We start from the raw sequence: 20,569 nt of genomic DNA, 5'->3' as shown, positions 1-20,569 counted from the left end.
TCGCGAATGAGCGATCTGAGCGGAGCCCCGACGATATTCGCGAATTCCAAGCCCGCACCTCGCGCTCGCCCGGCACAAGATGCCAAAGACCGTCACGCGGATCCTCCCCTCCCCCTACCCCCACCCGCAAGGGGAGGGGGCGTGCGTAATGGGGATCTCGTTCTGAGCTTTAAAGTAGAGCGAAGCGATCACATCAAGCGAGGCCCTGAGTGAGCGGCCGGGAACGCATCACTGCCGACATGCTCCTGCGCGCCTATGCCTGCGGGGTCTTCCCGATGGCGGAAGGCCGCGAAGATCCCGAGCTGCACTGGATCGACCCGAAGCGCCGCGGCGTGCTGCCGCTCGACCGCTTCCATATTCCCCGCCGCCTGGCCCGCACCGTCCGCTCCAACCGCTATGAGGTGCGCTGCGACAGCGCCTTCACCGAGACCGTGATGGCCTGTGCCGAGGCCATGCCCGGGCGCAACGAGACCTGGATCAACCAGGACATCCTCCGGCTGATGCGCCAGCTCTTCGAGCTGGGCTATGCGCACAGCGTGGAAACCTGGGACGACGGAAAGATGGTGGGCGGTCTGTATGGCGTCTCGCTGGGCGGCGCCTTTTTCGGCGAGAGCATGTTCAGCCGCGCGCGCGATGCCAGCAAGGTGGCGCTGGTCCATCTGGTGCTGCGCCTGCGGATCGGCGGTTATCGCCTGCTCGACACGCAGTTCGTCACCGAGCATCTGAAGCAGTTCGGCGCCATCGAGATCAGCCGTGCCGAATATCAGCGCCAGCTCGCCGCCGCCATTCCGGCGCCGACCCGTTTCTACGGCGTGGTGCCGGACTCGCTGGTCTCGGACTTCACGCAGTCCACGACCCAGATGTCGTAGACCGGATGCTCGAGCGCCGAGAGCGACGGGCTTGAGGCGAACATCCAGCCCGAGAACACCGTCTTCGCCGGCTCGCCTTCCTTGGTTTCCTGGATCTCGAGAAAGGCGGCGCTTTCCGGCGTCTCTTCGGGCGGGCGCTTGTCGCAGGCGCGCACCGTCACCTGGAGCGCGCCCAGCTCGGTCGAGCTGCCTACCGGCACTTCGATGGTGTTGACGCGCGCCGTCACCTTGTCGAGCGTGCGCAGGACGGCGACCGGCATCGGATCGGCCATCGCCTGCCCGGTGCCGACAACCATCGGCACCGCCGCAGCGAGGAACGAGAGGAGGAGAACGGCGCGGCCAGAAGCGGCGCGAGCGTCAGGATGGGGGGCGGGCTTCACTTGCGCTTGCGATAGGGGTTTTCGAGCGAGACGACGAGATCGTTCAGCACCTTGCGCACCTGTTCCTCGTCGCAGCCCATCAGGATCGCGTCTTCGAGCGCATCCTGGGCGAGCTGGCGGATCTCGGACAGATTCTCGTTCAGCACTTTGATCTTTTCGGTGCAGGAAACCACCTTGCCGTCCGGCTGGCGCCAGGTCGGATAGGCCGGTCCCTGCGGGTTGCGTTTGATCGGTTGGTTCATCGGTGCCTTGCCCGAACCCTAGATGGGCGTCTGGCGTCACCATAGCAAGCCCGGCGCCCCCGGAGAAGGGCTGGCTGCGGACGTTAATCATTGATCAATCAAAGCTTTTCGGCAGCGAACCGGAGCCGCACATAGTCGGCGTGCCATTGTCCCTGCGCGTTCCGCAATCTCGGTGCCAGGGCCGTTTCGACCTCGGCGATATAGGCGGCCCGATCCGGTTCCGGCAGGCGGCGGATGAAGCTTTCGGCGAAGGTCTCGAGCCACCCCGCCATGGCGCCCGGCAACGGTGTCGGCCGCTCGATGAGACCGATAGTCCTCACCCGGAAGCCGCGCCGCTCGAGCCGTGCCCGGTAATCTTCGACGCTCGGGAAGAACCAGGGCACCGCCCCGGCCCCGTCGAGGCCGCGCCGGTCGAGCGCCGCCACCAGCGCGCCCGTGATCGCCGCGACGTTGGCGCCGCCGCCCATCTCGGCGACGAAGCGTCCGCCCGGCTCGAGCGCTCGCCAGACGCCGTCGATCACGGCATCGGCCTGCTTCATCCAATGGAGCGCCGCGTTCGAGAAAACCGCGTCGAACCCGCCCACGAAGGTCAGGGCCTCGCCGCTCATGACGCGCGCATCGAGCCCGCGGGCGCGCGCGGCGGCGATCTGCTCCGCGCTCGCATCGACGCCGACGACACTGGCCCCGGCGGCGACCAGCTTCTCGGTCAGCACGCCGTCGCCGCAGCCCAGATCGAGGATGCGTTCGCCCGGCTGCGGCGCCAGAAGGTCGAGGACGGGCGCGCCCAGCACCGGCACGAAGCCGGCATTGCGCTGATAGCGTGCGGGATCCCAATGCTGGGAGGGCGCCGGTTTCGGATCCTGGTCGGCCGGCATGGAACCGGCGCCTATTGCGGGTTCTGCGAGCTCGACGGCGTCGACGAGCCCGAATTGGTCGAGCTGAAGATGAAGCGTCCGATCAGGTCGACCAGATTGAGCGGGTCCTGCGTCTTCCGGATCTCGCCGCCCGGCGGGATCATCTTTTCGTCGGCGCCCGGCTCGAGCGCCATATAGGGATTGCCCAGCAGCCCGTCGGACAGGATGCGCGCCGAGCTGTCGGTCGGCAGCTTGACGTCGTTGAGGATGCTCATCCGCACCTCGGCGAGATAGGTGTTCGGATCCAGATGGGTGGAGAGCACCGAGCCGACCTTGATGCCGCTCAGGCGCACTTCGCTGCCCGGCGCGATGCCGTCCACGCGATTGAAGCGCGCCAGCAGCTCGTAGCCTTCGACGCGGCTCACATTGCTGCTGCTATAGGCGAAGGCGAGGAAGGTCGCCGCCACCAGCAGCACCACCGCACCCATCATCGTTTCGATTGCATTGCGCTTCATGCCACGCCCCTTCGCGGCGTCCGGACGGGCATCGCACCCGCCGAATTCGGTGTTCTGTTCCGCGAGAGCGATGTCAGTTGGGGACCCACGGTTCGTAATCGTCGCTGGCCTTCGCGCGATGACCGCCTTCGAGCACATGGCCCGGCGGACGATAGGCGAGCGACGTGCCGGTCAGGTTCGGCTCATGCTCTTTCTGCCAGGGCCGGTGCGGCTCGTTGCCCGTCGGCGGCGGAACCGGGCTGCCATGCAGCCAGCCATGCCATTCGGCGGGAACCTTGGAGGCCTCGGGCGCGCCGTTATAGAGCACCCAGCGCCGTTCGCGGTTATGCAGGAGTCGCTTGCCGCGGAAATAGCGATTGCCATAGCGGTCGGTGCCGACCGGCACGCCCCAGAGCAGTGTGTAAAGACGCGTACCCAGGCTCATCGCTCGATCAGGCGCTCCTTCAGCGCGGAAGATAAGGCCATCGGTCTCAGGCACCAAAACAGGGGCGATCCTGCTGGGACGCCCCTCTTTTTGGGGGGCCACTATGGCATCCGACCGGCGGCCCGTCCAGCCGGTCGGGGCGCTGGACAGCGGCAATCTGGCCCGATAGATCAATAGCTTGCCGGAGTCGCCCTGGCTTCCGGCGGCTGCCCTCGGGAACCTCCATGACCGCCCCCGCTTCCTCGTCCGACTCCGCCGGCCTGGCCGCGCAGGCCGCGCATGATCTGCACCGCCGCGAGGGTATGGGCTTCGCCTTCATCATCGCCTGTGCGGCGGCCTTCGCCTTCATCACGCCCTTTTCGCGCATTTCCTACGACAGCGGCTCGACGCCGCTGACCATCGTCACGCTGCGCACCGGCGCCTTCGTGCTGGTGGCGCTCGGGATCCTACTGGCAAAACGGCAGCGGCTGCGGGTATCGCGTCACGGGCTGCTCAACAGCCTGTGGTTGTCGGTCACGGCCTATGGCATGTCGGTCGGCTATCTGAGCTCGGTCGCCTTCATTCCCGTCTCCCTCGCCGTGCTGATCCTCTATACCAGCCCGCTTCTCGCGGGACTGATGAGCGCCGTCTCGGGCCGCGAGCGGCTGACGCTCGGCAAGAGCGTTGCCATTGTTCTCGCCTTCATCGGCCTGGCGGTGGCGATCGGACCGACCTTCGCCGCGCTGGATTGGCGCGGCATCGCCTGGGCGCTGGCCGCCGCCTTCTCGGTGGCCTCGACCAGCGTCTTCGGCGGCCGCGCCATCGCGAAAGATCCGCCGCTCACCATGAACTTCTTCACCAATCTGTGGCTCCTGCCCCTGGTGCTCCTGCTCGGGCCCTTCACCGGCAGCTGGGGCCTCCCCGGCAGCACCGTCGGAGGCCTGGCGGCCGCGGGCGCCATCTCCTGCTACATCGCCGGCTATATGCTCTGGTTCCTGGCGCTGCAGCGGATCACCGGCATGCAGGTCGCGATGATGATGAACATCGAGCCGGTGGTGACGATCGCCTTCGCCGTGCTGGTGCTGGGCGAGCATCTCTCGCTGATCCAGTATGGCGGCGTGGTGCTCACCATTCTCGCCCTGATGGCCTTCACGCTGGGCAGCCGGCGCCGGCGCGCCGCCTGACGTGGCCTCAGCCGGCCCGCGCGAAACTCTGACCCGCCTCGTCCAGCAGCCAGTCGATGAAGGCGCGCACGCGCGGCACCTGCAGCTCGTCGGGATCGCAGACCAGGTAATAATAGGAGGTGGCCGGCACGCCGAGCCCGAAGGGCCGCACCAGCAAGCCCGTCGCCAGCTCCTCGGTCGCGATCGCCTTGTCGCCCAGCGCCACGCCCAGCCCCTGCACCGCCGCATCGATGCTCAAGAGGGCCGTGCCCATGCGGATTCCGGAATTGGCATCGACGCCCTCCACACCGCCGACCAGGAGCCAATTGGCCCAGGCCGTGCCGTCATCGTCATGGATCAGCGTATGTTGGGCGAGATCGGCCGGGTCGCGCAGGGGTGCCGCGGCATTGATCAGGCGCGGGCTGCAGATCGGGAAGAGGTCGATGCTGGCGATGAGCCGGGTCCATTTCCGCTTCCAGGGCCCGCGCCCGTAATCGATCGTGAGATCGGCTTCCTCGCTGCGCTCGCGGGCCCCCGGCCGGAACGGCAGCAGCGACAGCTCGATCTGCGGATAGGCGTCGCGGAACCGGGCCAACCGCGGCAGCAGCCATTTCGAGGCGAAGGCGATCGGCAGCTTGATGGTGAGGCGACCGTCGAGATCGGGCCGCGACAACCGCGCCGACGCGTCGGCAATGAGGTCGAGCGCCTGCTGCACCGAGGGCAGCAGCTGCTGGCCCGCCAGCGTCAGTGCCAGATGCCGGCCGCGGCGCTCGAACAGCTCGACGCTGAGCGCTTCTTCCAGCGCCCGGACCTGATGGCTGATGGCGCCGTGCGTGACGTTGAGTTCGCTGGCGGCCCTGGTCATCCCGCCATGGCGCGCCGCGGCCTCGAAGGCGCGCAGCGGATTCAACGGCGGGAGGCGGCGTGGCATGACCTTGAGCTTTAGTTATATTTTCTCACAAAGACGGGCCAATCTTTGTCCATTGCGAGAGAGTTTTTCAAGCCATAGGATCGCCGCCAACGAGACCATTCAGCGGGAGGACGGCCATGACAACGGCAAGCGGCGGCAAGGCCTGGGGTGCGAATTCGGAATATGGCCGGCTGCACGACGTGCTGCTCTGCGAGCCGGTGAACTTCAAATGGCTGCCGACCAGCTCGATCTCGAAGGCGACCTTGCGCTCCGGCGCCAAGTTCGACCGCCAGCTCGCCATGCGCCAGCATCGCGAGATGGTCCAGGCCTATGAGGAAGGCGGCACCAAGGTGCATTTCCTCGAACCCGACGAGGCGCTGCCCTATCAGGTCTATGCGCGCGATTCGAGCTTCATGACGCCCTACGGCGCGGTCGTCACCCAGATGCATCAGTGGTGGCGGCGCGGCGAATATGCCCCGGTGATCAACTTTTACCAGAAGAAGGGCATTCCGATCTTCAAGATGATCACGGCGTCGGCCTTCGAGGGCGGCGATTTCGACGTGATCGAGCCGAACACCGTGCTGATCGGCTTCTGCGGCGAACGCACCCAGGAGCCGGCGGCGCAGCAGGTGAAGGGCTGGATGGAAGAGAAGGGCTGGGAGGTCAAGCTCGCCCCCATCGCCGAGCATTACGTCCATATCGACCTGATGGTCTGCATGCTGGCGCCCAAGCTGGCGGCGGTCTGCCCCGACACCACCGAGGACTGGGTCCTCGATTGGCTGAAGTCGAAAAAGATCGAGATGGTCCCGGTGAATTATCGCGACACGATGGGCCTCGGCTGCAATGTGATGTCGCTAGGCGACAACAAGATCATTTCGACCGCACAGTCGAAGGATCTGAACAAGACACTGCGCGCCGCCGGATTTACGGTTTATGATCCGGACATGACCATGTTCACCATGGGCGGCGGCGGCGTGCATTGCATGGCACAGGCGCTGCGCCGCGATCCGGTCTGAGGCCTTGCCGGCCGAGGACGAAAGGTCTGCCGGAGAACGGGCCCGCTAGAGGCCCGGCTGTGGCGGATCCGATAGCAAGGGGGAAGGCTGCGCCGGTGCAGGGAACAGCGACTGCGACCAATCCGACGTCGATTCATCGGGCCGCCGCCGGCGGTCTCGCCTTTCGCGGGGTTTCCAAACATTACGGGATCGTGCGCGCCGTCGACGGCGTCGACCTCGAGGTCGCGCGTGGCGAATTCCTGACGCTGCTCGGGCCCTCGGGCTCGGGCAAGACCACGATGCTGATGATGATCGCCGGCTTCACCACGCCCTCGGCCGGCGAGATTCTGCTCGACGGCAAGGCGATCACCCATCTGCCGCCCGAAAAGCGCAATTTCGGCATGGTGTTCCAGGGTTATGCCCTGTTTCCGCATCTGTCGGTGTTCGACAATGTCGCCTTCCCGCTCAAGGTGCGCCGCCGGCCGGCGGAGGACATCAAGCGCGAGGTCGGCCGCGCGCTGGAGCTGGTGCAGCTCACCCCCCTCGCCGACCGGATGCCGCGCCAGCTCTCCGGCGGCCAGCAGCAGCGCGTGGCGCTGGCGCGCTCGCTGGTCTTCACGCCGGACGTGCTGCTGCTCGACGAGCCGCTGGGCGCGCTCGACCGCAAGCTCCGCACCGAGGTCCAGATCGAGCTCAAGCAGCTCCATGAGCGCATCCGCACCACCTTCGTCTATGTGACGCACGATCAGGAAGAAGCGCTGTCCATGTCGGACCGCATCGCCATCGTGCGCGACGGCCGGTTCGTGCAGATCGGCCGGCCTGCCGACCTCTATGAACGCCCGGCGACGCGGTTCGTCGCCGGATTCCTGGGCGAAAGCAACTTCATCAAGGGCCGGGTCAGCGGGGCTGCCGAAGGTGGCTTCGCCTATGCCGTGAACGGCGAGACCTTCCGGCAGAAGGCGGCGTCGATACCGGCGGCCGGCGGCGAGGTCCTGCTGGCGATGCGGCCGGAGAAGATCGCAATCGCCGCTGACGCCCCGTCGACCGCGATCAACCGGGCCCAGGGCCGGGTCACGAGCTGGAACTATTTCGGCAGCGATTTCCACTTCACGGTGGCGACGGCGAGCCTGGGACAGCTGGCGGTGCGTTGCCCCGCCTGGCGCATGAAGCTCGAGCCGAAGAACGAGATGCAGGTCTGGCTCGGCTGGGATGCCGATGCTGCCGTCGTGGTGACGGACGATTGATAAAGACGCACTCTGTCCCTTCCCCCGCTTCGCGCAGGAGTGTCCGGGGAAAGTTTTCATGAATCGTATCAAAGTGTTGGCGCATATGGATTAGACGTGATCCGTGGGCGTGCGAGACTTAGAACAATAAAAATGAGTCGTTTGAATCCCTTGAGTCCGTTCCCCGGACAGTCCTGCGCTTCGCGGGGGAAGGCTAGGAAGGGGGCTGCTCGGTATTCGACGGCGCGCAGCCCCCTCCCTAACCCTCCCCCGTTCCGAGGGAGGGGATTATTTTCATCCCACCATCGCGACGATCTCGATCTCGATCACCATCTCCTCATAGGCGAGGAAGGGCAGCGGAATCCCCGTGGTGGCGGGACCGGGCTCGGTGAAGCAGGCCGAGCGCACGCTCAGATTCTTGTGCAGCTGGTCCGCCGAAGCGCCGCCTTCATAGAAGGCCGTCACCTTGACGACGTCGTCGAACCCGGCGCCAAACCCTGCGAGCACGCGCCGGATATTCTCCATCGCGATCTTGGTCTGCGCCACCAGCTCGCCCGGCTCGATCACCTGGCCCTGGGGCGTGAGTGCCACCTGACCGCCCAGATAGATCATCGGCCCGCAGCGGATTCCATGCTTGTAGGGAAGATGGATCGGCCAGTCCCAATGGCCCTCGGGCCAGACATGGGAGCGCGGCAGGCGACGGCCGTCCCTGCCGAGCATTGCGGTGATCTCGCTGCGCGTCATCAGACCCGGCAGGGCGTGACGCGGCAGCGGCAGGCCGGTGGCGGCCGGCCCCGGCTCGGTGAAATAGCGCGCCCGCGCGCGCGCGGCGCCTTCCCAATCGGCGAACTGGCCCCCGCCGGCGTAGTAGGTGTTGATCTTGACGGCATCGTCATGGGCGGCGCCGAAGCCGTGCAGCACCTCGCCGATGCGGTCCATCACGATCTGGCTCTGGCGGACGATGTCGCCCTTCGCGATCACGGCACCGGTCTCGTCGATGGCGCTGACACCGCCGACGAAGATCATCTCGCCGCAACGAAGGCCGTGGGAAAGCGGCGCCGGCAAGGGGGCGGCACCGCGCAGCGCGATGCCCTGGCGCTCCAACCGGCGCCCGTCGGCGCCCCGCATCGCCACGGCCTCGATCTCGACCAGCATCCCCGGATAGGCCAGGGCCGGCAGCGGCACCGCCGTGATCACCGGCCCCGGACCGCCGGCGGGCAATTGTCGTGCGACATCGGCCAGGAATCGCTGCTCGTCGCGGCTGCCGTCGTTCTGATAGAACGCGATCAACTTGACCAGATCGCCCAGATCGGCCCCCAGACCGCGCAGGACCTTGTCGAGGCTGGCCATGACGGTGACGGTCTGGGTGGCGAGATCGCCCGCATGCTGGACCTTGCCGCTGCTGTCGAGATCGACCTGCCCGCCCACGAAGATCATCTCGCCGCAGCGGATGCCATGCTTGTGCGAGACATGGATCGGCCAATCCCAATGCCCTTCCGGCCAGCAATGCGTACGGGACAGCGCCATGATCCGGTATTCCTTTCGTCGAGAGCGGCAAATTGGACCGCTGCCCTTGGCGTTCCGAGCTCACGAGTGATAGGATTCGAGCCAGTCCGCAGTCGGGCGGCATTCCTCATTCGGTGAGGCATAGAAACATAATCCGACATGCTTAGGGAGGTCTCATGACTGCACAGCGTTTTGCCCAGGATTCCGTCGAGGTGGCGCTCGCCAACCTGAAGGCCGGCCGGATCAGCCGCCGCACCTTCCTTGCCGCCAGCGCGCTTGCGGGCGCCGGGGCCGTGGCCTTGTCGTCGGGCGATCTGCTCGCCGCCGGCAAGCCCAAACAGATCGTCCATGCCAACTGGGGCGGCGACGCCGTCCGTTGCACGGGCGACATCTACGGCAAGGCCTTCACCGCGAAGACCGGCGTGCCGGTCGTAGTGGACGGATCCGGGCCGCTGGAAGGCAGCATCAAGGCGATGGTCGAAGCCAAGAACGTGACCTGGGATTGCTGCGACGCCGACTTCTTCTCGGTCCTGCGGATGGGCCGCGTCAACGAGCTCGAAGCCGTCGACTATTCGATCGTCGATCGCGCCGGCTATATCGCGCCCTATACGCATGACTATGGCGTACTGGGCTACTGGTACAGCTATGTCATGACCTGGGACACCGAGAAGGTCGGCAAGGCGGCACCGACCTGGGCCGATTTCTTCGACGTCGAGAAATACCCCGGCAAGCGCACCATGTACAAATACATGAACGGTGCGATCGAGGCGGCACTCCTCGCCGACGGCGTCGCCCCCGACAAGCTCTATCCGCTCGATGTCGACCGCGGCCTGGCCAAAATCGAAAAGATCAAGGACCATATCGTGTTCTGGGATTCGGGCGCGTCGAGCCAGCAGATGTTCCTCGACGGCGAAGTCGTCATGGGCAGCCTCTGGCAGACCCGCAGCCAGCTGATCAAGCAGGACACCAAGGGCCGCGTCGACTGGACCTTCGACCAGGGCAACGCCTGCCCGGCCGCCTGGGTGATTCCGAAAGGCAATCCGGCGGGGCGCGAATGGGCCAACCGCTGGCTCGCCAACCTCCAGACCCCGGAGCTGCAGCTCGAGGTCATGCGCTGTTACGGCCAGGGCCCGGCCAACCCGGCGACCTACGACATCATGTCGGCCGACGAGAGGGCGATCACGCCCGGCACGGCGGAGAATCTGAAGAAGCAGATCCCGCTCGATTCCGAGTATTTCGCCAAGCATTACGACGACGTGCTCAACGCCTTCCTCGACATGATCTCGGCCTGATCGCCGGATCTTCGAGGACCGCCGCGGCGGTCACGAAGGAAGCATGAGCTCGAGCACAGGGACGATCGCCCTGGAAGGACTGGATCCGCGAGGGAAACAACCTTCGCGGATCAATCCCTATTGGGTGCTGGTCCTGCCGCTCGTGCTGTTCCTGCTCGTTCTCTATCTCTACCCGATCGGCCAAGTGCTCTGGATCAGCTTCTCCGACCCCGACGTCGGGCTGCAGAACTATGAGCGCCTCGTGACCAACCGCGGCATCCTCAAGATGCTCGGCAACACCTTCCGCATCTGCTTCATCACCACCGGCATCAGCCTGGTGCTGGGCTATCTCATCGCCTACGCCATGGCGCATGTGACGGACCGGCACCGGATCTGGATCCTCATGTTCGTGCTGGTGCCGTTCTGGGTGTCGGTGCTGGCGCGCGCCTTCTCCTGGGTCGTGCTGCTGCATGACAACGGCATTATCAATCGCGCGCTGCTGGACTGGGGCGTCATCTCCGAGCCGATCCATCTGGTGCGCAACGAACTGGGTGTGCTGATCGGCATGGTCCATTACATGATCCCCTACGCGGTGCTGCCGCTCTATGCCAACCTGCGCGGCATCGATCCGCGCCTCGTCAGCGCCGCGCGCGGGCTGGGCGCCGGCCCGTTCGAATCCTTCTGGCGCGTTTATCTCCCCTTGAGCCTCCCCGGCATCGCCGGCGCCGGGCTCCTGGTCTTCATCCTGACGCTGGGATTCTTCGTCACGCCCTCGATCCTCGGCGGCGGCAAGACCCTGATGATCGCCGAATATGTCAGCGTCCAGATCCTGCAAACCGTGCGGTGGGGTGTCGGCTCCATGCTGGCCATGGTGCTGCTGGTGCTGGTATTCCTGGTCTTCGCCGTGATGTCGCGCATCGTCGATCTGCGCACCATGTTCGGGGCCAAGTGATGGGGGCCAGGCCATGAGCGAGGGCTATGGCTGGCGCTTCAGGATCGTGCTGGCGGGCGCCTGGGTCGTATTGCTGTTCCTGCTGGTGCCGATCTTCGTTTCCGCGCCGATCTCGCTGACCCCCGACCGATTCCTGACGTTGCCGAAAGACGGCGTGAGCCTGCGCAATTACGAGAACCTGTTCACGAATCCGGATTGGACCTCAAGCATCTGGCAGAGCCTCGTCATCGCCGTCGTCTCGACCGTGATCGCCACCAGCCTCGGCACGCTCTGCGCGGTCGGGCTCTGGCGCATTGCCAGCCGCTGGTCCGAATTGGTGCGGGGGTTCGTGCTGCTGCCGATCATCATTCCCTCGATCGTGTCGGCCCTCGCCTTCTACCGCATCTTCGTCGATCTCGGGCTGCTCGACAGCTATCCGGGCGTCATCATGGCCCATGCGGTGCTGGCGGTGCCTTATGTCGTGATCACCGTCTCGACCTCGCTCGCCAATTTCGATCTCCGGCTCGAGCAGGCCGCGCGCAATCTGGGCGCCGACATGAGGCAGACTTTGCGGATGGTGATCCTGCCCTGCATCGCGCCCGGCGTCCTGGCCGGTGCCGTCTTCGCCTTCATCTCGTCCTGGGATGAGATCGTGGTGACGCTCTTCATCTCCAAGCTCAACATCTTTACCTTGCCGCGGCGCATGTGGAGCGGCATCCGCGACCAGGCCGATCCGACCATCGCCGCTTGCGCGACGACGCTGATCTTCCTGACCATCCTGGTCATCGGCTCGCAGATGTGGCTGCGGGCCCGGCGCTTGCGGGCGCAATCCCAGGCCGAAGGCGCGGCCTGAACCCGACCCTGAGACCCTGAGGAGACCGACCATGCCCGATGATCGTCCGAGCCAGACCGCAGCGCGGTCCTGGAGCCCAGCGGCCATGACCATGGCCAAGCAGACCGCGTTCGACTGGGTGAAGGCACATGAGGGCTGGCTCTCGAAGCGCCACACCGAGGTTTGGAACTTCCACGAGACCGCCTGGCGCGAATACAAGTCCGCCGCCTGGTATGTGAAGCTGCTGCGCGAGCAGGGCTTCGATGTCGAGGAAGGCACCGCCACCATGCCGACGGCGTTCCGCGCCACCTTCGGCAAGGGCAAGCCGGTGATCGCCACCTACGCCGAGTATGACGCGGTGCCGGCCAACAGTCAGGATCCGGTCCCCTACGAGAAGCCGCGCGACGGCGTCCATCGCTATGCCGCCGGCCATACCGACCCGCATTCCGCACTCGGCATCGGAGCGCTGGGCGGGCTGCTGGCCGCAAAGGCAGCCATGCAGAAGCATAATCTCGCCGGCACGCTGGTCTTCTTCGGCGAGCCCGCGGAGAAGGTCTGCGGCTCGAAGCCCGTGCACGCCGCGCATGGCTATTACGACCAGCTCGACGCCGCGGTGAGCTTCCACCCCGCCTTCACCACCTCCCACGCCAACACCGTCAACTGGAACACCCATTGCGGCTCCTACTGGAGCCGGATGTACAGCTTCGAATGCCCGCATCCCGAGGAATGGAACGGCATGGGCCTGAACGAAGGCGCCTCGGCCCATACCTCGGCGCGGGCCCCCGGCGCAATCGATGCCGTCTGTCTCATGTACATGACGAGCAAGATGACCAAGGAGGCGATGCTGCCGCATACCGGCACCTGGACCATCAACGAGGCGATCCTCGCGGCGGGACAAGCGACCGCCGACAATCTCGCCCCCAACTTCAGCCAGATCCAATATGCCAGCCGCTGTCCCACACTGGAGATGCAGGAGCGGATCTACGCCATCCTCGACAACAATGCCGATCATGTGGCGCAGATCACCCATTGCACCGTGCGCAAGGAGTGGGTGACCAAGACGCGGCCGGGCCTGCCCAACCATGCGATCACGACCCTGACCTATGCCAACCTGATGCTGGCGGGCGCGCCGCAATGGGGCGAGGAGGCCAAGAAGTTCGGCCGCGAGATCCAGCGCAATCTGGGACTGTCGCCGATGGCCGAACCGATGCATCCGGCCATGTCGGCGCTGGTCGATCCGGAGGAGGACGAGGCCCGCATGCGCGCGATCCTGCCGCCCTGGCAGAAGAACTACACCTCGGACGATTACACCGATTACACTTGGCATTGTCCGACCTCGCGCCTCTATGTGGGACGCGCGATGCTGGCCTCGCCGAAGCCGGGCTATCAGTATCCGAACTGGGTCTGGAACGCGATGGGCGGCTATCCCGCCACGATCGATCCGACCATCTTCAGCGCGGCGCGCGCGATCGGCGGGACGCTGGTGGATCTTCTGAGCGACCCCCAATCCGTCGCGGCGGCGCAGGCCGAGTTCCGTGAACGCACCGGCGGCGGGGTCGGAGGCTCGCAATGGGTACCGCCTCTCCTGCCGCGCAACTTCCCGGCACCGATTCATTATCGCTGGCCGGAATATGTGTCGACGCCGCGCGGCGAGGAATGGTGGATTCCGCAGGGCGCCTGAAGACGGATTCATCCGACATGCAGCAATCTTCGGTACCGGCCGCGGTCGGCGGCGGCCGGTTGTGCTGGCTCGACGACTTGCGTGTACTGGCGGGGCTGCTGATCGTTTTCTTCCATGCCAGCCTCGCCTATAGCGGCGGCAATTGGTGGTATGTGAGCGACGCGAGCCGCGCCGAGTGGCTGCAGCCCTTCTTCTCGCTCCTGCGCCCGCTGGCGCTGGGGTTGTTCTTCCTCGCTGCCGGCTATCTGCTGCCGGGAGCGCTCGAGCGCCACGGCCCACGCCTCTATCTCAAGCAACGGCTGATCCGGCTGGGGATTCCGCTGCCGATCGGGCTGCTGCTGGTCTTCCCGATCCTGATGTACGCCTACTACGTCAATTTCCGCGGGCTCGCACCGATCGATATCGGCAGCTATCTCTGGCGCATCTATTTCGGCATCGGCGGACACCATCCCGCGGGCTGGACGGGGCCGAGCTGGCCGGACTACCAGCTGGGGCATCTCTGGTTCCTGGAGTCGCTCCTGATCTACGGCGCCGTCTATGTCGCGGGAGACGCCTTGTGGCAGCGCCGGAGGCGGCGCAAGGGGACGACGGAACCTCCCTCGGCGTCAGGCCCGCGGCCGCTGCCCGATTTGCTCAATGTCGCGATCGTCGTGGTCGGCATCGGCCATCTCGATTTCCTGATGCGCATGCATTACCCGCTCTATCATTGGCGGGCGATCATCGGCGTCTGGCAGGTACATCTGGCCGACATGCCGCGCGAGGCGTTCTGCTTCCTGCTCGGCGCCATGGCGGCACGCCGCGGCTGGGTCGAAGCCCTGCCCTCGCGCCTGGGCAGGCCCGTTCTCGCGGCCGGCGTCGCTGCCTTCCTGGTCGTCGTCATCGCCGAGCTGGCCGGCATCCCGGTCTTCATCGCCGGCGGGGCCACGCTCCATGCCTGGCTTTACGCCATCGGCGAAACGTTTATTCTGGGGTTGCTGGCTTTGGGCCTGATCGTGACGCTGCGCGATCGACGACGGCCCCGCCCCCCACGCGGGCGTGAGTGCCTCATCGCCAACAATTACGCCGTCTATCTGCTCCATCTGCCAATCCTGGTCGCGCTGCAGTACGGGCTGCGCGAGCTCGATCTGCCCGGCTTCGTGAAATGGCTGCTGGCGGGTGCCATTGCGCTGCTGCTGTCGCTGCTGCTGAGCGATCGCCTGCGCCGCTTGCCGGGTTTTCGCAAGGTGCTCCAAGCATGAACCCCGACATCTTCGCGCCCGACTTCAAGGCCGAACCCTATTGGTGGGAGGCCGCGCCCCGGCCACAACCCGGCCCGAAACCCCTGCCGGTGAAATGCGACGTGGCGGTCGTCGGCTCGGGCTATACCGGCCTGACCGCCGCCCTCAATCTGGCGCGCGCCGGACGCCATGTGGTGGTGCTCGAAGCCGAAGCCACCGGGGCGGGCGCAAGCTCGCGCAATGCCGGCTTCGTCGGCCGCGCGCTGGTGCCCGATTTCGCCGACCTGATCGACAGCGTCGGGCTCGACCGGGCCAAGACGCTCTATGGCGAGGTCTGGGCCGCCTACGACCAGGTCTATCGCGTGGTCGCGGAGGAGAAGATCGACTGCCAGCTCGAGCGCTGCGGCCGCTTCATTCCGGTCTTCTCGCAGCGCCAGTACGATTCCTTCGGGCGGAAGCTCGAGATCCAGCGCCGCCATCTGGGCGAGGAATTCGAGATGGTGCCGAAATCGCGCCAGCATCTCCATCTCGGCACCGACCTCTATCAGGGTGGCAGCTACGGGCCCGATCGCGGCGCGATCCACCCGGCGCTCTATCACCAGGGCTTGCTGGCGAGCGCGCGGGCGGCGGGCGTCGCAATCCATGATCTGACCGTCGTGACCTCACTCGATTTCTGGCCCGACAAGGTGACCCTGCAGACGACGCGGGGCGGCATCGCGGCGCGCGACGTCGTCATCGCCACCAACGGCTATACCGGCGCCCTCACCCCGGCACTGCGGCGGCGGGTGGTGCCGTTCCACGGCTTCATGATTGCGACCGAGCCGCTGGCGCCCGAGCGCCTGGCCCGGATCCTGCCCAACCCTCGCATCGTCGAGGACTACCGGATGAACATCGATTTCCTGCGGCTCTCGCCCGACCGCTCGCGCCTGCTATTCGGCGGGCGCACCGGCGGGCCCGCGCGCGATCTCAAGGCCAAGGCGGCGGTCCTGCACCGCCGGCTGGTTCGGCTCTTTCCCGATCTGGCCGGGACCCGGATCAGCCATGCCTGGACCGGGCGCTGCGCCGCCAGCTTCGATGTCCTGCCGCATATCGGCCGGAAGGACCGGGTGCATTACGCGCTGGGCTATAACTATATGGGCATCCCGATGGGGAGCTGGCTCGGCCTCAAACTGGCCCGCCGGATCCTGGGCGCAGCCGACGCCGCGACGGCCTTCGACGACCTGCCCTTCCCGACTCGCTTCTACCACCGCGGCGAGGCCTGGTTCGTGCCCCTCGCCATGGCCTGGTTCGACCTCAAGGACCGGCTCGCCCACTGAAAATGACGGGCGAAAACGCGCCCCGGTCGAGTCCGCAACGCCGACGATCGAGGCTTCGCGGAGGCACGACCCGGAGTGCCCGATGATGGCCATTGCTGCAGTGCAGCATGAGTTCATCATTCCTTAACCATAAGGCGCGGAAAACCGCCATACGGCACCCACTAGGCCTATTGCGATGCACTACATTTAGTGTTTTGTCGAAAAACCGGCCACAGAATGTGGTTGCAAACTCATGACTCCGCGATCAATATGTTGGGACGCCAGTGCGGTTGGGCCCCAATATCTGGCGGCGGATCAAATCCCTACAGAGCGTCTTTCGGGCGAAAGCTCAGGAGGGGAGAGGATTCTGCGAATTTCGGCCTCCATGGGGGTTATTAAATGCGTATCGACCGTCGCTTCACGCGTGCCGGGGATTCTCCTTATGCCGACATCGAGTTCCGCAAGACCACAAGCGAGATCCGCAATCCGGATGGCTCGCTGGTGTTCCAGCTGCGCGACATCGATGTGCCGGCCGACTGGTCCCAGGTCGCCTGCGACGTGCTGGCTCAGAAGTACTTCCGCAAGGCGGGCGTTCCGGCCCGGCTGAAGTCGGTCGAGGAGAACACGGTCCCCTCCTTCCTCTGGCGCCATGTGCCGGACGAATCCGCCCTCGCCGAGCTCGAGCCGGCGCAGCGCGTGGTCGGCGAGACCTCGGCCACGCAGGTCTTCGACCGCCTGGCCGGCACCTGGGCCTATTGGGGCTGGAAGGGCGGCTATTTCGACGGCGAAGAGGACGCCCAGGCCTATTACGACGAGATGCGCTTCATGCTGGCGCGCCAGATGGGCGCCCCCAACAGCCCGCAATGGTTCAATACGGGCCTGCACTGGGCCTATGGCATCGACGGCCCCTCGCAGGGCCACTACTACGTCGACTTCCAGTCCGGCAAGCTGGTCGCCTCGGCCTCGGCCTATGAGCATCCCCAGCCCCATGCCTGCTTCATCCAGTCGGTGTCCGACGACCTCGTGAACGAGGGCGGCATCATGGATCTGTGGGTGCGCGAGGCGCGCCTGTTCAAATATGGCTCGGGCACCGGCTCGAATTTTTCGATGCTGCGCGGCTCGGGCGAGAAGCTCTCGGGCGGCGGCAAGTCGTCGGGCCTGATGAGCTTCCTCAAGATCGGCGACCGCGCCGCCGGCGCCATCAAGTCGGGCGGCACCACGCGCCGCGCCGCCAAGATGGTCACGGTCGATCTCGATCACCCGGACATCGAGGAATATATCGACTGGAAGGTGGTCGAGGAGCAGAAGGTCGCGGCCCTGGTGGCGGGCTCGCGCCTCGCCGGCCCCCATCTGAACGCGATCATCGCCGCCTGCCACGCCGACAAGACCGAGGGACGCTTCGATCCCAAGCAGAACAAGGCGCTGAAGGCCGCGATCAAGGCCGCGCGCAAGGTCATGCTGCCGGAGAACTACATCCAGCGCGTGATCCAGTTCGCCCAGCAGGGCTACAAGTCGATCGAGTTCCGCACCTACGACACCGACTGGGATTCGGACGCCTATCTGACCGTGTCCGGCCAGAATTCCAACAACTCGGTGCGCGTCACCAACAGCTTCGTCGAGGCGGTCAAGGCCGATGGCGACTGGAAGCTGATCCGGCGCACCGACGGCAAGGTCTCCAAGACCATGAAGGCGCGCGAGCTGTGGGAGAAGATCGCCCATGCCGCCTGGGCCAGCGCCGATCCCGGCGTCCAGTACGACACCACCATCAACGAGTGGCATACCTGCCCGGAGAGCGGGCGGATCAACGCGTCCAATCCCTGCTCGGAATATATGTTCCTCGACGACACCGCCTGCAATCTGGCGTCGTTGAACCTGATGACCTTCCGCAAGGAGGATGGCAGCTTTGACATCGAGGCCTACGAGCATGCGACCCGCCTCTGGACGGTGACGCTCGAGATCTCGGTGCTGATGGCGCAGTTCCCCTCGCGCGAGATCGCCCAGCTTTCCTACGAGTTCCGCACGCTGGGCCTGGGCTACGCCAATATCGGCGGCCTCCTGATGGCGATGGGCCTGCCCTATGACAGCGACAAGGGCCGTGCGCTCTGCGGCGCCTTGACCGCGATCATGACCGGCGTCGCCTATGCGACCTCGGCCGAGATGGCGGGCGAGCTCGGCACCTTCCCGGGCTACGACAAGAACCGCGAGGCGATGCTGCGCGTCATCCGCAATCATCGCCGCGCCGCCCATGGCGAGACCAAGGGCTATGAGGGGCTGACGGTCCTGCCGGTGCCGCTCGACCATGCCAACATCGTCGACAAGGCGCTGGGCGAGCATGCCCGCAAGGCCTGGGACCTGGCGCTGACGCTGGGCGAGGCGCATGGCTATCGCAACGCGCAATCGACCGTGATTGCGCCCACCGGCACGATCGGCCTGGTGATGGATTGCGACACTACCGGCATCGAGCCCGACTTCGCGTTGGTGAAGTTCAAGAAGCTCGCCGGCGGCGGCTATTTCAAGATCATCAACCGGATGGTGCCCCAGGCCCTCAAGGCGCTGGGTTATGACGAAGCCAAGATCGAGGACATCATCCGCTACGCCGTCGGCCACGGCACGCTGGAACAGGCGCCGGGCGTCAATCATGCGGCGCTGCGGGCCAAGGGCTTCACCGCCGGCGCGCTCCAGTCGCTCGAGGCAGCGCTGGCGACCGCCTTCGACATCCGCTTCGCCTTCAACAAATGGGTGCTGGGCGAGGAGTTCTGCGTCGCGGGCCTGAGCTTCACGACCGAGCAGCTCAACGAAGTCGGCTTCGACATGCTGGCGGAACTCGGCTTCACCAAGCAACAGATCGAGCAGGCCAACACCTATTGCTGCGGCGCCATGACGCTCGAAGGCGCGCCGCGCCTGAAGGCGGAGCATCTGCCGATCTTCGATTGCGCCAACCCCTGCGGTCGCATCGGCAAGCGCTTCCTCTCGGTCGAGAGCCACATCACCATGATGGCGGCGGCGCAGTCCTTCATCTCGGGCGCCATCTCCAAGACCATCAACATGCCGAACGCCGCCACGGTCGAGGATTGCAAGGACGCCTACATGCTGTCCTGGCGCCTCGGCATCAAGGCGAACGCGCTCTATCGCGACGGCTCCAAGCTGTCGCAGCCGCTGCAGTCGCAGATCTTCGATGACGAAGAAGAGATGGAAGAGGTGCTGGAGCAGACGGCCGCCCAGCGGGCACCCATCATCGCCGAGCGCATCGTGGAGCGGATCGTCGAGCGGGTGGCCAAGCATGAGCGCAAGCGCCTGCCCAACCGCCGCAAGTCCTACACCCAGAAGGCCATCGTCGGCGGGCACAAGGTCTATCTCCATACCGGCGAGTATGAAGACGGGATGGTCGGCGAGATCTTCATCGACATGCACAAGGAGGGCGCCGCCTTCCGCAGCCTGATGAACAATTTCGCGATCGCGATCTCGATCGGCCTGCAATATGGCGTGCCGCTCGAGGAGTTCGTGGAGGCCTTCACCTTCACCCGCTTCGAGCCCAACGGCATCGTCGAGGGCAACGATGCCATCAAGATGGCGACATCGATCCTCGATTACGTGTTCCGCGAGCTCGCCATCTCCTATCTGGGGCGCACCGATCTCGCCCATGCGCAGCCCGCCGATCTCCTGCCTGACAGCGTGGGCAACGGCACGGGCGACGGCAACATGCCGTCCAGCGCCAAGCCGGCGATCGCGATGGAAGCCAAGCGGCTGGTCAGCGCCGGTTTCGTCCGCTCGACCAACCTGGTCGTGTTCAAGAACAGCGGCCAGCGTGTCGTCAATGGCGACGACACGGTGATGACGGCCAGCATCGGTAACGGCCATGCTTCCGTCTCGGCACAAATGGGGAATGGCACGACGGCCCTGGCCGCCGTGGAAGGGCTCGCCGGCAATGGCACCGCCGAAGCGGTTGCCGTCGGGGTCGCCGTCATGCAGGCCGTCGATACGAAGCTCGAGAGGATTCGCGAGGCGAAGCTCAAGGGCTATGAGGGGGACGCCTGCGGTGAATGCGGCAATTTCACACTGGTCCGCAACGGGACTTGCATGAAGTGCACCACCTGCGGATCGACCAGCGGCTGCTCGTGAGCGGCCGCCGGCAAGGGCTCAAAGACGTGCCTGACCAAGAGGTGACGTTGATCTGAGTCTCCCTGTCAACTTCCGGGCGCGCGACGGCGGCACGCGCCCGGAATTTTCGACCCCGACGAAAGACAGGGCCGCCACCAATTCGAGAGCGCAGACAGGAGCGCTC

18 protein-coding genes are annotated in these 20,569 nt (G+C 65.7%); 11 read left to right on the top strand and 7 right to left on the bottom strand.

The features are described 5' to 3' along the window. Positions 1–239: 239 nt before the first annotated feature. Complete coding sequence (aat, locus tag FRZ44_RS07235) at positions 240–869, top strand: leucyl/phenylalanyl-tRNA--protein transferase (RefSeq protein WP_151180188.1); 630 nt, start codon at positions 240–242, stop codon at positions 867–869. Here the strand turns inward: aat and FRZ44_RS07230 are convergent. The 5 genes from FRZ44_RS07230 to FRZ44_RS07210 all read right to left on the bottom strand — a co-directional run bounded on the left by FRZ44_RS07230 (position 806) and on the right by FRZ44_RS07210 (position 3,284). Next, complete coding sequence (locus tag FRZ44_RS07230; RefSeq protein ID WP_151176556.1) at positions 806–1,165, bottom strand: DUF2155 domain-containing protein; 360 nt, start codon at positions 1,163–1,165, stop codon at positions 806–808. The genes aat and FRZ44_RS07230 overlap by 64 nt on opposite strands. A gap of 80 nt (positions 1,166–1,245) precedes the next feature. Next, on the bottom strand, positions 1,246–1,491 hold the full coding sequence (locus FRZ44_RS07225; RefSeq protein WP_151176555.1) for a hypothetical protein: 246 nt from the start codon (positions 1,489–1,491) through the stop codon (positions 1,246–1,248). Positions 1,492–1,589: 98 nt separating this feature from the next. Continuing rightward, positions 1,590–2,366 carry a methyltransferase domain-containing protein gene (locus tag FRZ44_RS07220; protein WP_151176554.1) on the bottom strand — a complete coding sequence of 259 codons (777 nt, stop codon included), beginning with the start codon at positions 2,364–2,366 and terminating at the stop codon, positions 1,590–1,592. An 11-nt stretch (positions 2,367–2,377) separates the two neighbouring features. Beyond that, positions 2,378–2,860, bottom strand: a complete 483-nt coding sequence (gene mlaD, locus FRZ44_RS07215) for an outer membrane lipid asymmetry maintenance protein MlaD (RefSeq protein ID WP_151176553.1) — start codon at positions 2,858–2,860, stop codon at positions 2,378–2,380. Between the two features lie 73 nt (positions 2,861–2,933). Continuing rightward, positions 2,934–3,284 (bottom strand): NADH:ubiquinone oxidoreductase subunit NDUFA12, encoded by a 351-nt coding sequence (locus FRZ44_RS07210; protein ID WP_151176552.1) that lies wholly within the window; start codon positions 3,282–3,284, stop codon positions 2,934–2,936. 224 nt (positions 3,285–3,508) lie between these two features. On the opposite strand from FRZ44_RS07210, the gene FRZ44_RS07205 reads away from it, so the two are divergent. Further along, positions 3,509–4,447: a DMT family transporter gene (locus FRZ44_RS07205; protein WP_151176551.1), complete on the top strand. Its 939-nt coding sequence runs from the start codon at positions 3,509–3,511 to the stop codon at positions 4,445–4,447. A gap of 7 nt (positions 4,448–4,454) precedes the next feature. Here the strand turns inward: FRZ44_RS07205 and gcvA are convergent, their stop codons facing one another. Then, entirely contained in the window at positions 4,455–5,357 is a 903-nt protein-coding gene (gcvA, locus tag FRZ44_RS07200) for a transcriptional regulator GcvA (protein WP_151176550.1), read from the bottom strand. 116 nt (positions 5,358–5,473) lie between these two features. On the opposite strand from gcvA, the gene FRZ44_RS07195 reads away from it, so the two are divergent. Both FRZ44_RS07195 and FRZ44_RS07190 read left to right on the top strand, forming a co-directional pair. Beyond that, on the top strand, positions 5,474–6,352 hold the full coding sequence (locus FRZ44_RS07195; RefSeq protein ID WP_151176549.1) for a dimethylarginine dimethylaminohydrolase family protein: 879 nt from the start codon (positions 5,474–5,476) through the stop codon (positions 6,350–6,352). Positions 6,353–6,447: 95 nt separating this feature from the next. Further along, positions 6,448–7,575 carry an ABC transporter ATP-binding protein gene (locus FRZ44_RS07190; protein ID WP_225308584.1) on the top strand — a complete coding sequence of 376 codons (1,128 nt, stop codon included), beginning with the start codon at positions 6,448–6,450 and terminating at the stop codon, positions 7,573–7,575. A gap of 273 nt (positions 7,576–7,848) precedes the next feature. Here FRZ44_RS07190 and FRZ44_RS07185 read toward each other — a convergent pair whose 3' ends face one another. Further along, complete coding sequence (locus FRZ44_RS07185) at positions 7,849–9,081, bottom strand: RidA family protein (RefSeq protein WP_151176548.1); 1,233 nt, start codon at positions 9,079–9,081, stop codon at positions 7,849–7,851. Positions 9,082–9,236: 155 nt separating this feature from the next. Between FRZ44_RS07185 and FRZ44_RS07180 the strand changes: the two genes are divergently transcribed. The 7 genes from FRZ44_RS07180 to FRZ44_RS07150 all read left to right on the top strand — a co-directional run bounded on the left by FRZ44_RS07180 (position 9,237) and on the right by FRZ44_RS07150 (position 20,406). After that, positions 9,237–10,352 (top strand): ABC transporter substrate-binding protein, encoded by a 1,116-nt coding sequence (locus tag FRZ44_RS07180; protein WP_151176547.1) that lies wholly within the window; start codon positions 9,237–9,239, stop codon positions 10,350–10,352. Between the two features lie 43 nt (positions 10,353–10,395). After that, positions 10,396–11,283: an ABC transporter permease gene (locus FRZ44_RS07175; RefSeq protein WP_151176546.1), complete on the top strand. Its 888-nt coding sequence runs from the start codon at positions 10,396–10,398 to the stop codon at positions 11,281–11,283. A 13-nt stretch (positions 11,284–11,296) separates the two neighbouring features. Next, a complete protein-coding gene (locus tag FRZ44_RS07170) occupies positions 11,297–12,115 on the top strand; it encodes an ABC transporter permease (protein ID WP_151176545.1) in 819 nt (272 codons plus the stop codon). A 31-nt stretch (positions 12,116–12,146) separates the two neighbouring features. Further along, complete coding sequence (locus FRZ44_RS07165) at positions 12,147–13,775, top strand: M20/M25/M40 family metallo-hydrolase (protein WP_225308583.1); 1,629 nt, start codon at positions 12,147–12,149, stop codon at positions 13,773–13,775. Positions 13,776–13,792: 17 nt separating this feature from the next. Continuing rightward, the gene (locus FRZ44_RS07160; RefSeq protein ID WP_191908458.1) at positions 13,793–15,013 is read left to right on the top strand and encodes an acyltransferase family protein; all 1,221 of its coding nucleotides are present in this window, start codon (positions 13,793–13,795) and stop codon (positions 15,011–15,013) included. Continuing rightward, on the top strand, positions 15,010–16,308 hold the full coding sequence (locus tag FRZ44_RS07155) for an NAD(P)/FAD-dependent oxidoreductase (RefSeq protein WP_191908457.1): 1,299 nt from the start codon (positions 15,010–15,012) through the stop codon (positions 16,306–16,308). Before FRZ44_RS07160 ends, FRZ44_RS07155 begins: the two co-directional genes overlap by 4 nt. A gap of 378 nt (positions 16,309–16,686) precedes the next feature. Then, positions 16,687–20,406, top strand: a complete 3,720-nt coding sequence (locus FRZ44_RS07150) for a vitamin B12-dependent ribonucleotide reductase (RefSeq protein WP_151176542.1) — start codon at positions 16,687–16,689, stop codon at positions 20,404–20,406. Positions 20,407–20,569 lie beyond the last annotated feature (163 nt).

This window comes from Hypericibacter terrae, assembly GCF_008728855.1.
GTDB classification, from domain to species: Bacteria; Pseudomonadota; Alphaproteobacteria; order Dongiales; family Dongiaceae; genus Hypericibacter; species Hypericibacter terrae.
The sequence above is the reverse complement of the archived record's forward strand: the minus strand, read 5'-3'. Positions and strand labels throughout refer to the sequence as shown.

What these genes read in the sequence shown, in the direction of transcription:
- aat (WP_151180188.1), top strand. Translation starts at nt 240, where the DNA reads ATGCTCCTGCGCGCCTATGCCTGCGGGGTCTTCCCGATGGCGGAAGGC.
- FRZ44_RS07230 (WP_151176556.1), bottom strand. Translation starts at nt 1,165, where the DNA reads ATGGTTGTCGGCACCGGGCAGGCGATGGCCGATCCGATGCCGGTCGCC.
- FRZ44_RS07225 (WP_151176555.1), bottom strand. Translation starts at nt 1,491, where the DNA reads ATGAACCAACCGATCAAACGCAACCCGCAGGGACCGGCCTATCCGACC.
- FRZ44_RS07220 (WP_151176554.1), bottom strand. Translation starts at nt 2,366, where the DNA reads ATGCCGGCCGACCAGGATCCGAAACCGGCGCCCTCCCAGCATTGGGAT.
- mlaD (WP_151176553.1), bottom strand. Translation starts at nt 2,860, where the DNA reads ATGAAGCGCAATGCAATCGAAACGATGATGGGTGCGGTGGTGCTGCTG.
- FRZ44_RS07210 (WP_151176552.1), bottom strand. Translation starts at nt 3,284, where the DNA reads ATGAGCCTGGGTACGCGTCTTTACACACTGCTCTGGGGCGTGCCGGTC.
- FRZ44_RS07205 (WP_151176551.1), top strand. Translation starts at nt 3,509, where the DNA reads ATGACCGCCCCCGCTTCCTCGTCCGACTCCGCCGGCCTGGCCGCGCAG.
- gcvA (WP_151176550.1), bottom strand. Translation starts at nt 5,357, where the DNA reads ATGCCACGCCGCCTCCCGCCGTTGAATCCGCTGCGCGCCTTCGAGGCC.
- FRZ44_RS07195 (WP_151176549.1), top strand. Translation starts at nt 5,474, where the DNA reads ATGACAACGGCAAGCGGCGGCAAGGCCTGGGGTGCGAATTCGGAATAT.
- FRZ44_RS07185 (WP_151176548.1), bottom strand. Translation starts at nt 9,081, where the DNA reads ATGGCGCTGTCCCGTACGCATTGCTGGCCGGAAGGGCATTGGGATTGG.
- FRZ44_RS07180 (WP_151176547.1), top strand. Translation starts at nt 9,237, where the DNA reads ATGACTGCACAGCGTTTTGCCCAGGATTCCGTCGAGGTGGCGCTCGCC.
- FRZ44_RS07175 (WP_151176546.1), top strand. Translation starts at nt 10,396, where the DNA reads ATGAGCTCGAGCACAGGGACGATCGCCCTGGAAGGACTGGATCCGCGA.
- FRZ44_RS07170 (WP_151176545.1), top strand. Translation starts at nt 11,297, where the DNA reads ATGAGCGAGGGCTATGGCTGGCGCTTCAGGATCGTGCTGGCGGGCGCC.
- FRZ44_RS07165 (WP_225308583.1), top strand. Translation starts at nt 12,147, where the DNA reads ATGCCCGATGATCGTCCGAGCCAGACCGCAGCGCGGTCCTGGAGCCCA.
- FRZ44_RS07160 (WP_191908458.1), top strand. Translation starts at nt 13,793, where the DNA reads ATGCAGCAATCTTCGGTACCGGCCGCGGTCGGCGGCGGCCGGTTGTGC.
- FRZ44_RS07155 (WP_191908457.1), top strand. Translation starts at nt 15,010, where the DNA reads ATGAACCCCGACATCTTCGCGCCCGACTTCAAGGCCGAACCCTATTGG.
- FRZ44_RS07150 (WP_151176542.1), top strand. Translation starts at nt 16,687, where the DNA reads ATGCGTATCGACCGTCGCTTCACGCGTGCCGGGGATTCTCCTTATGCC.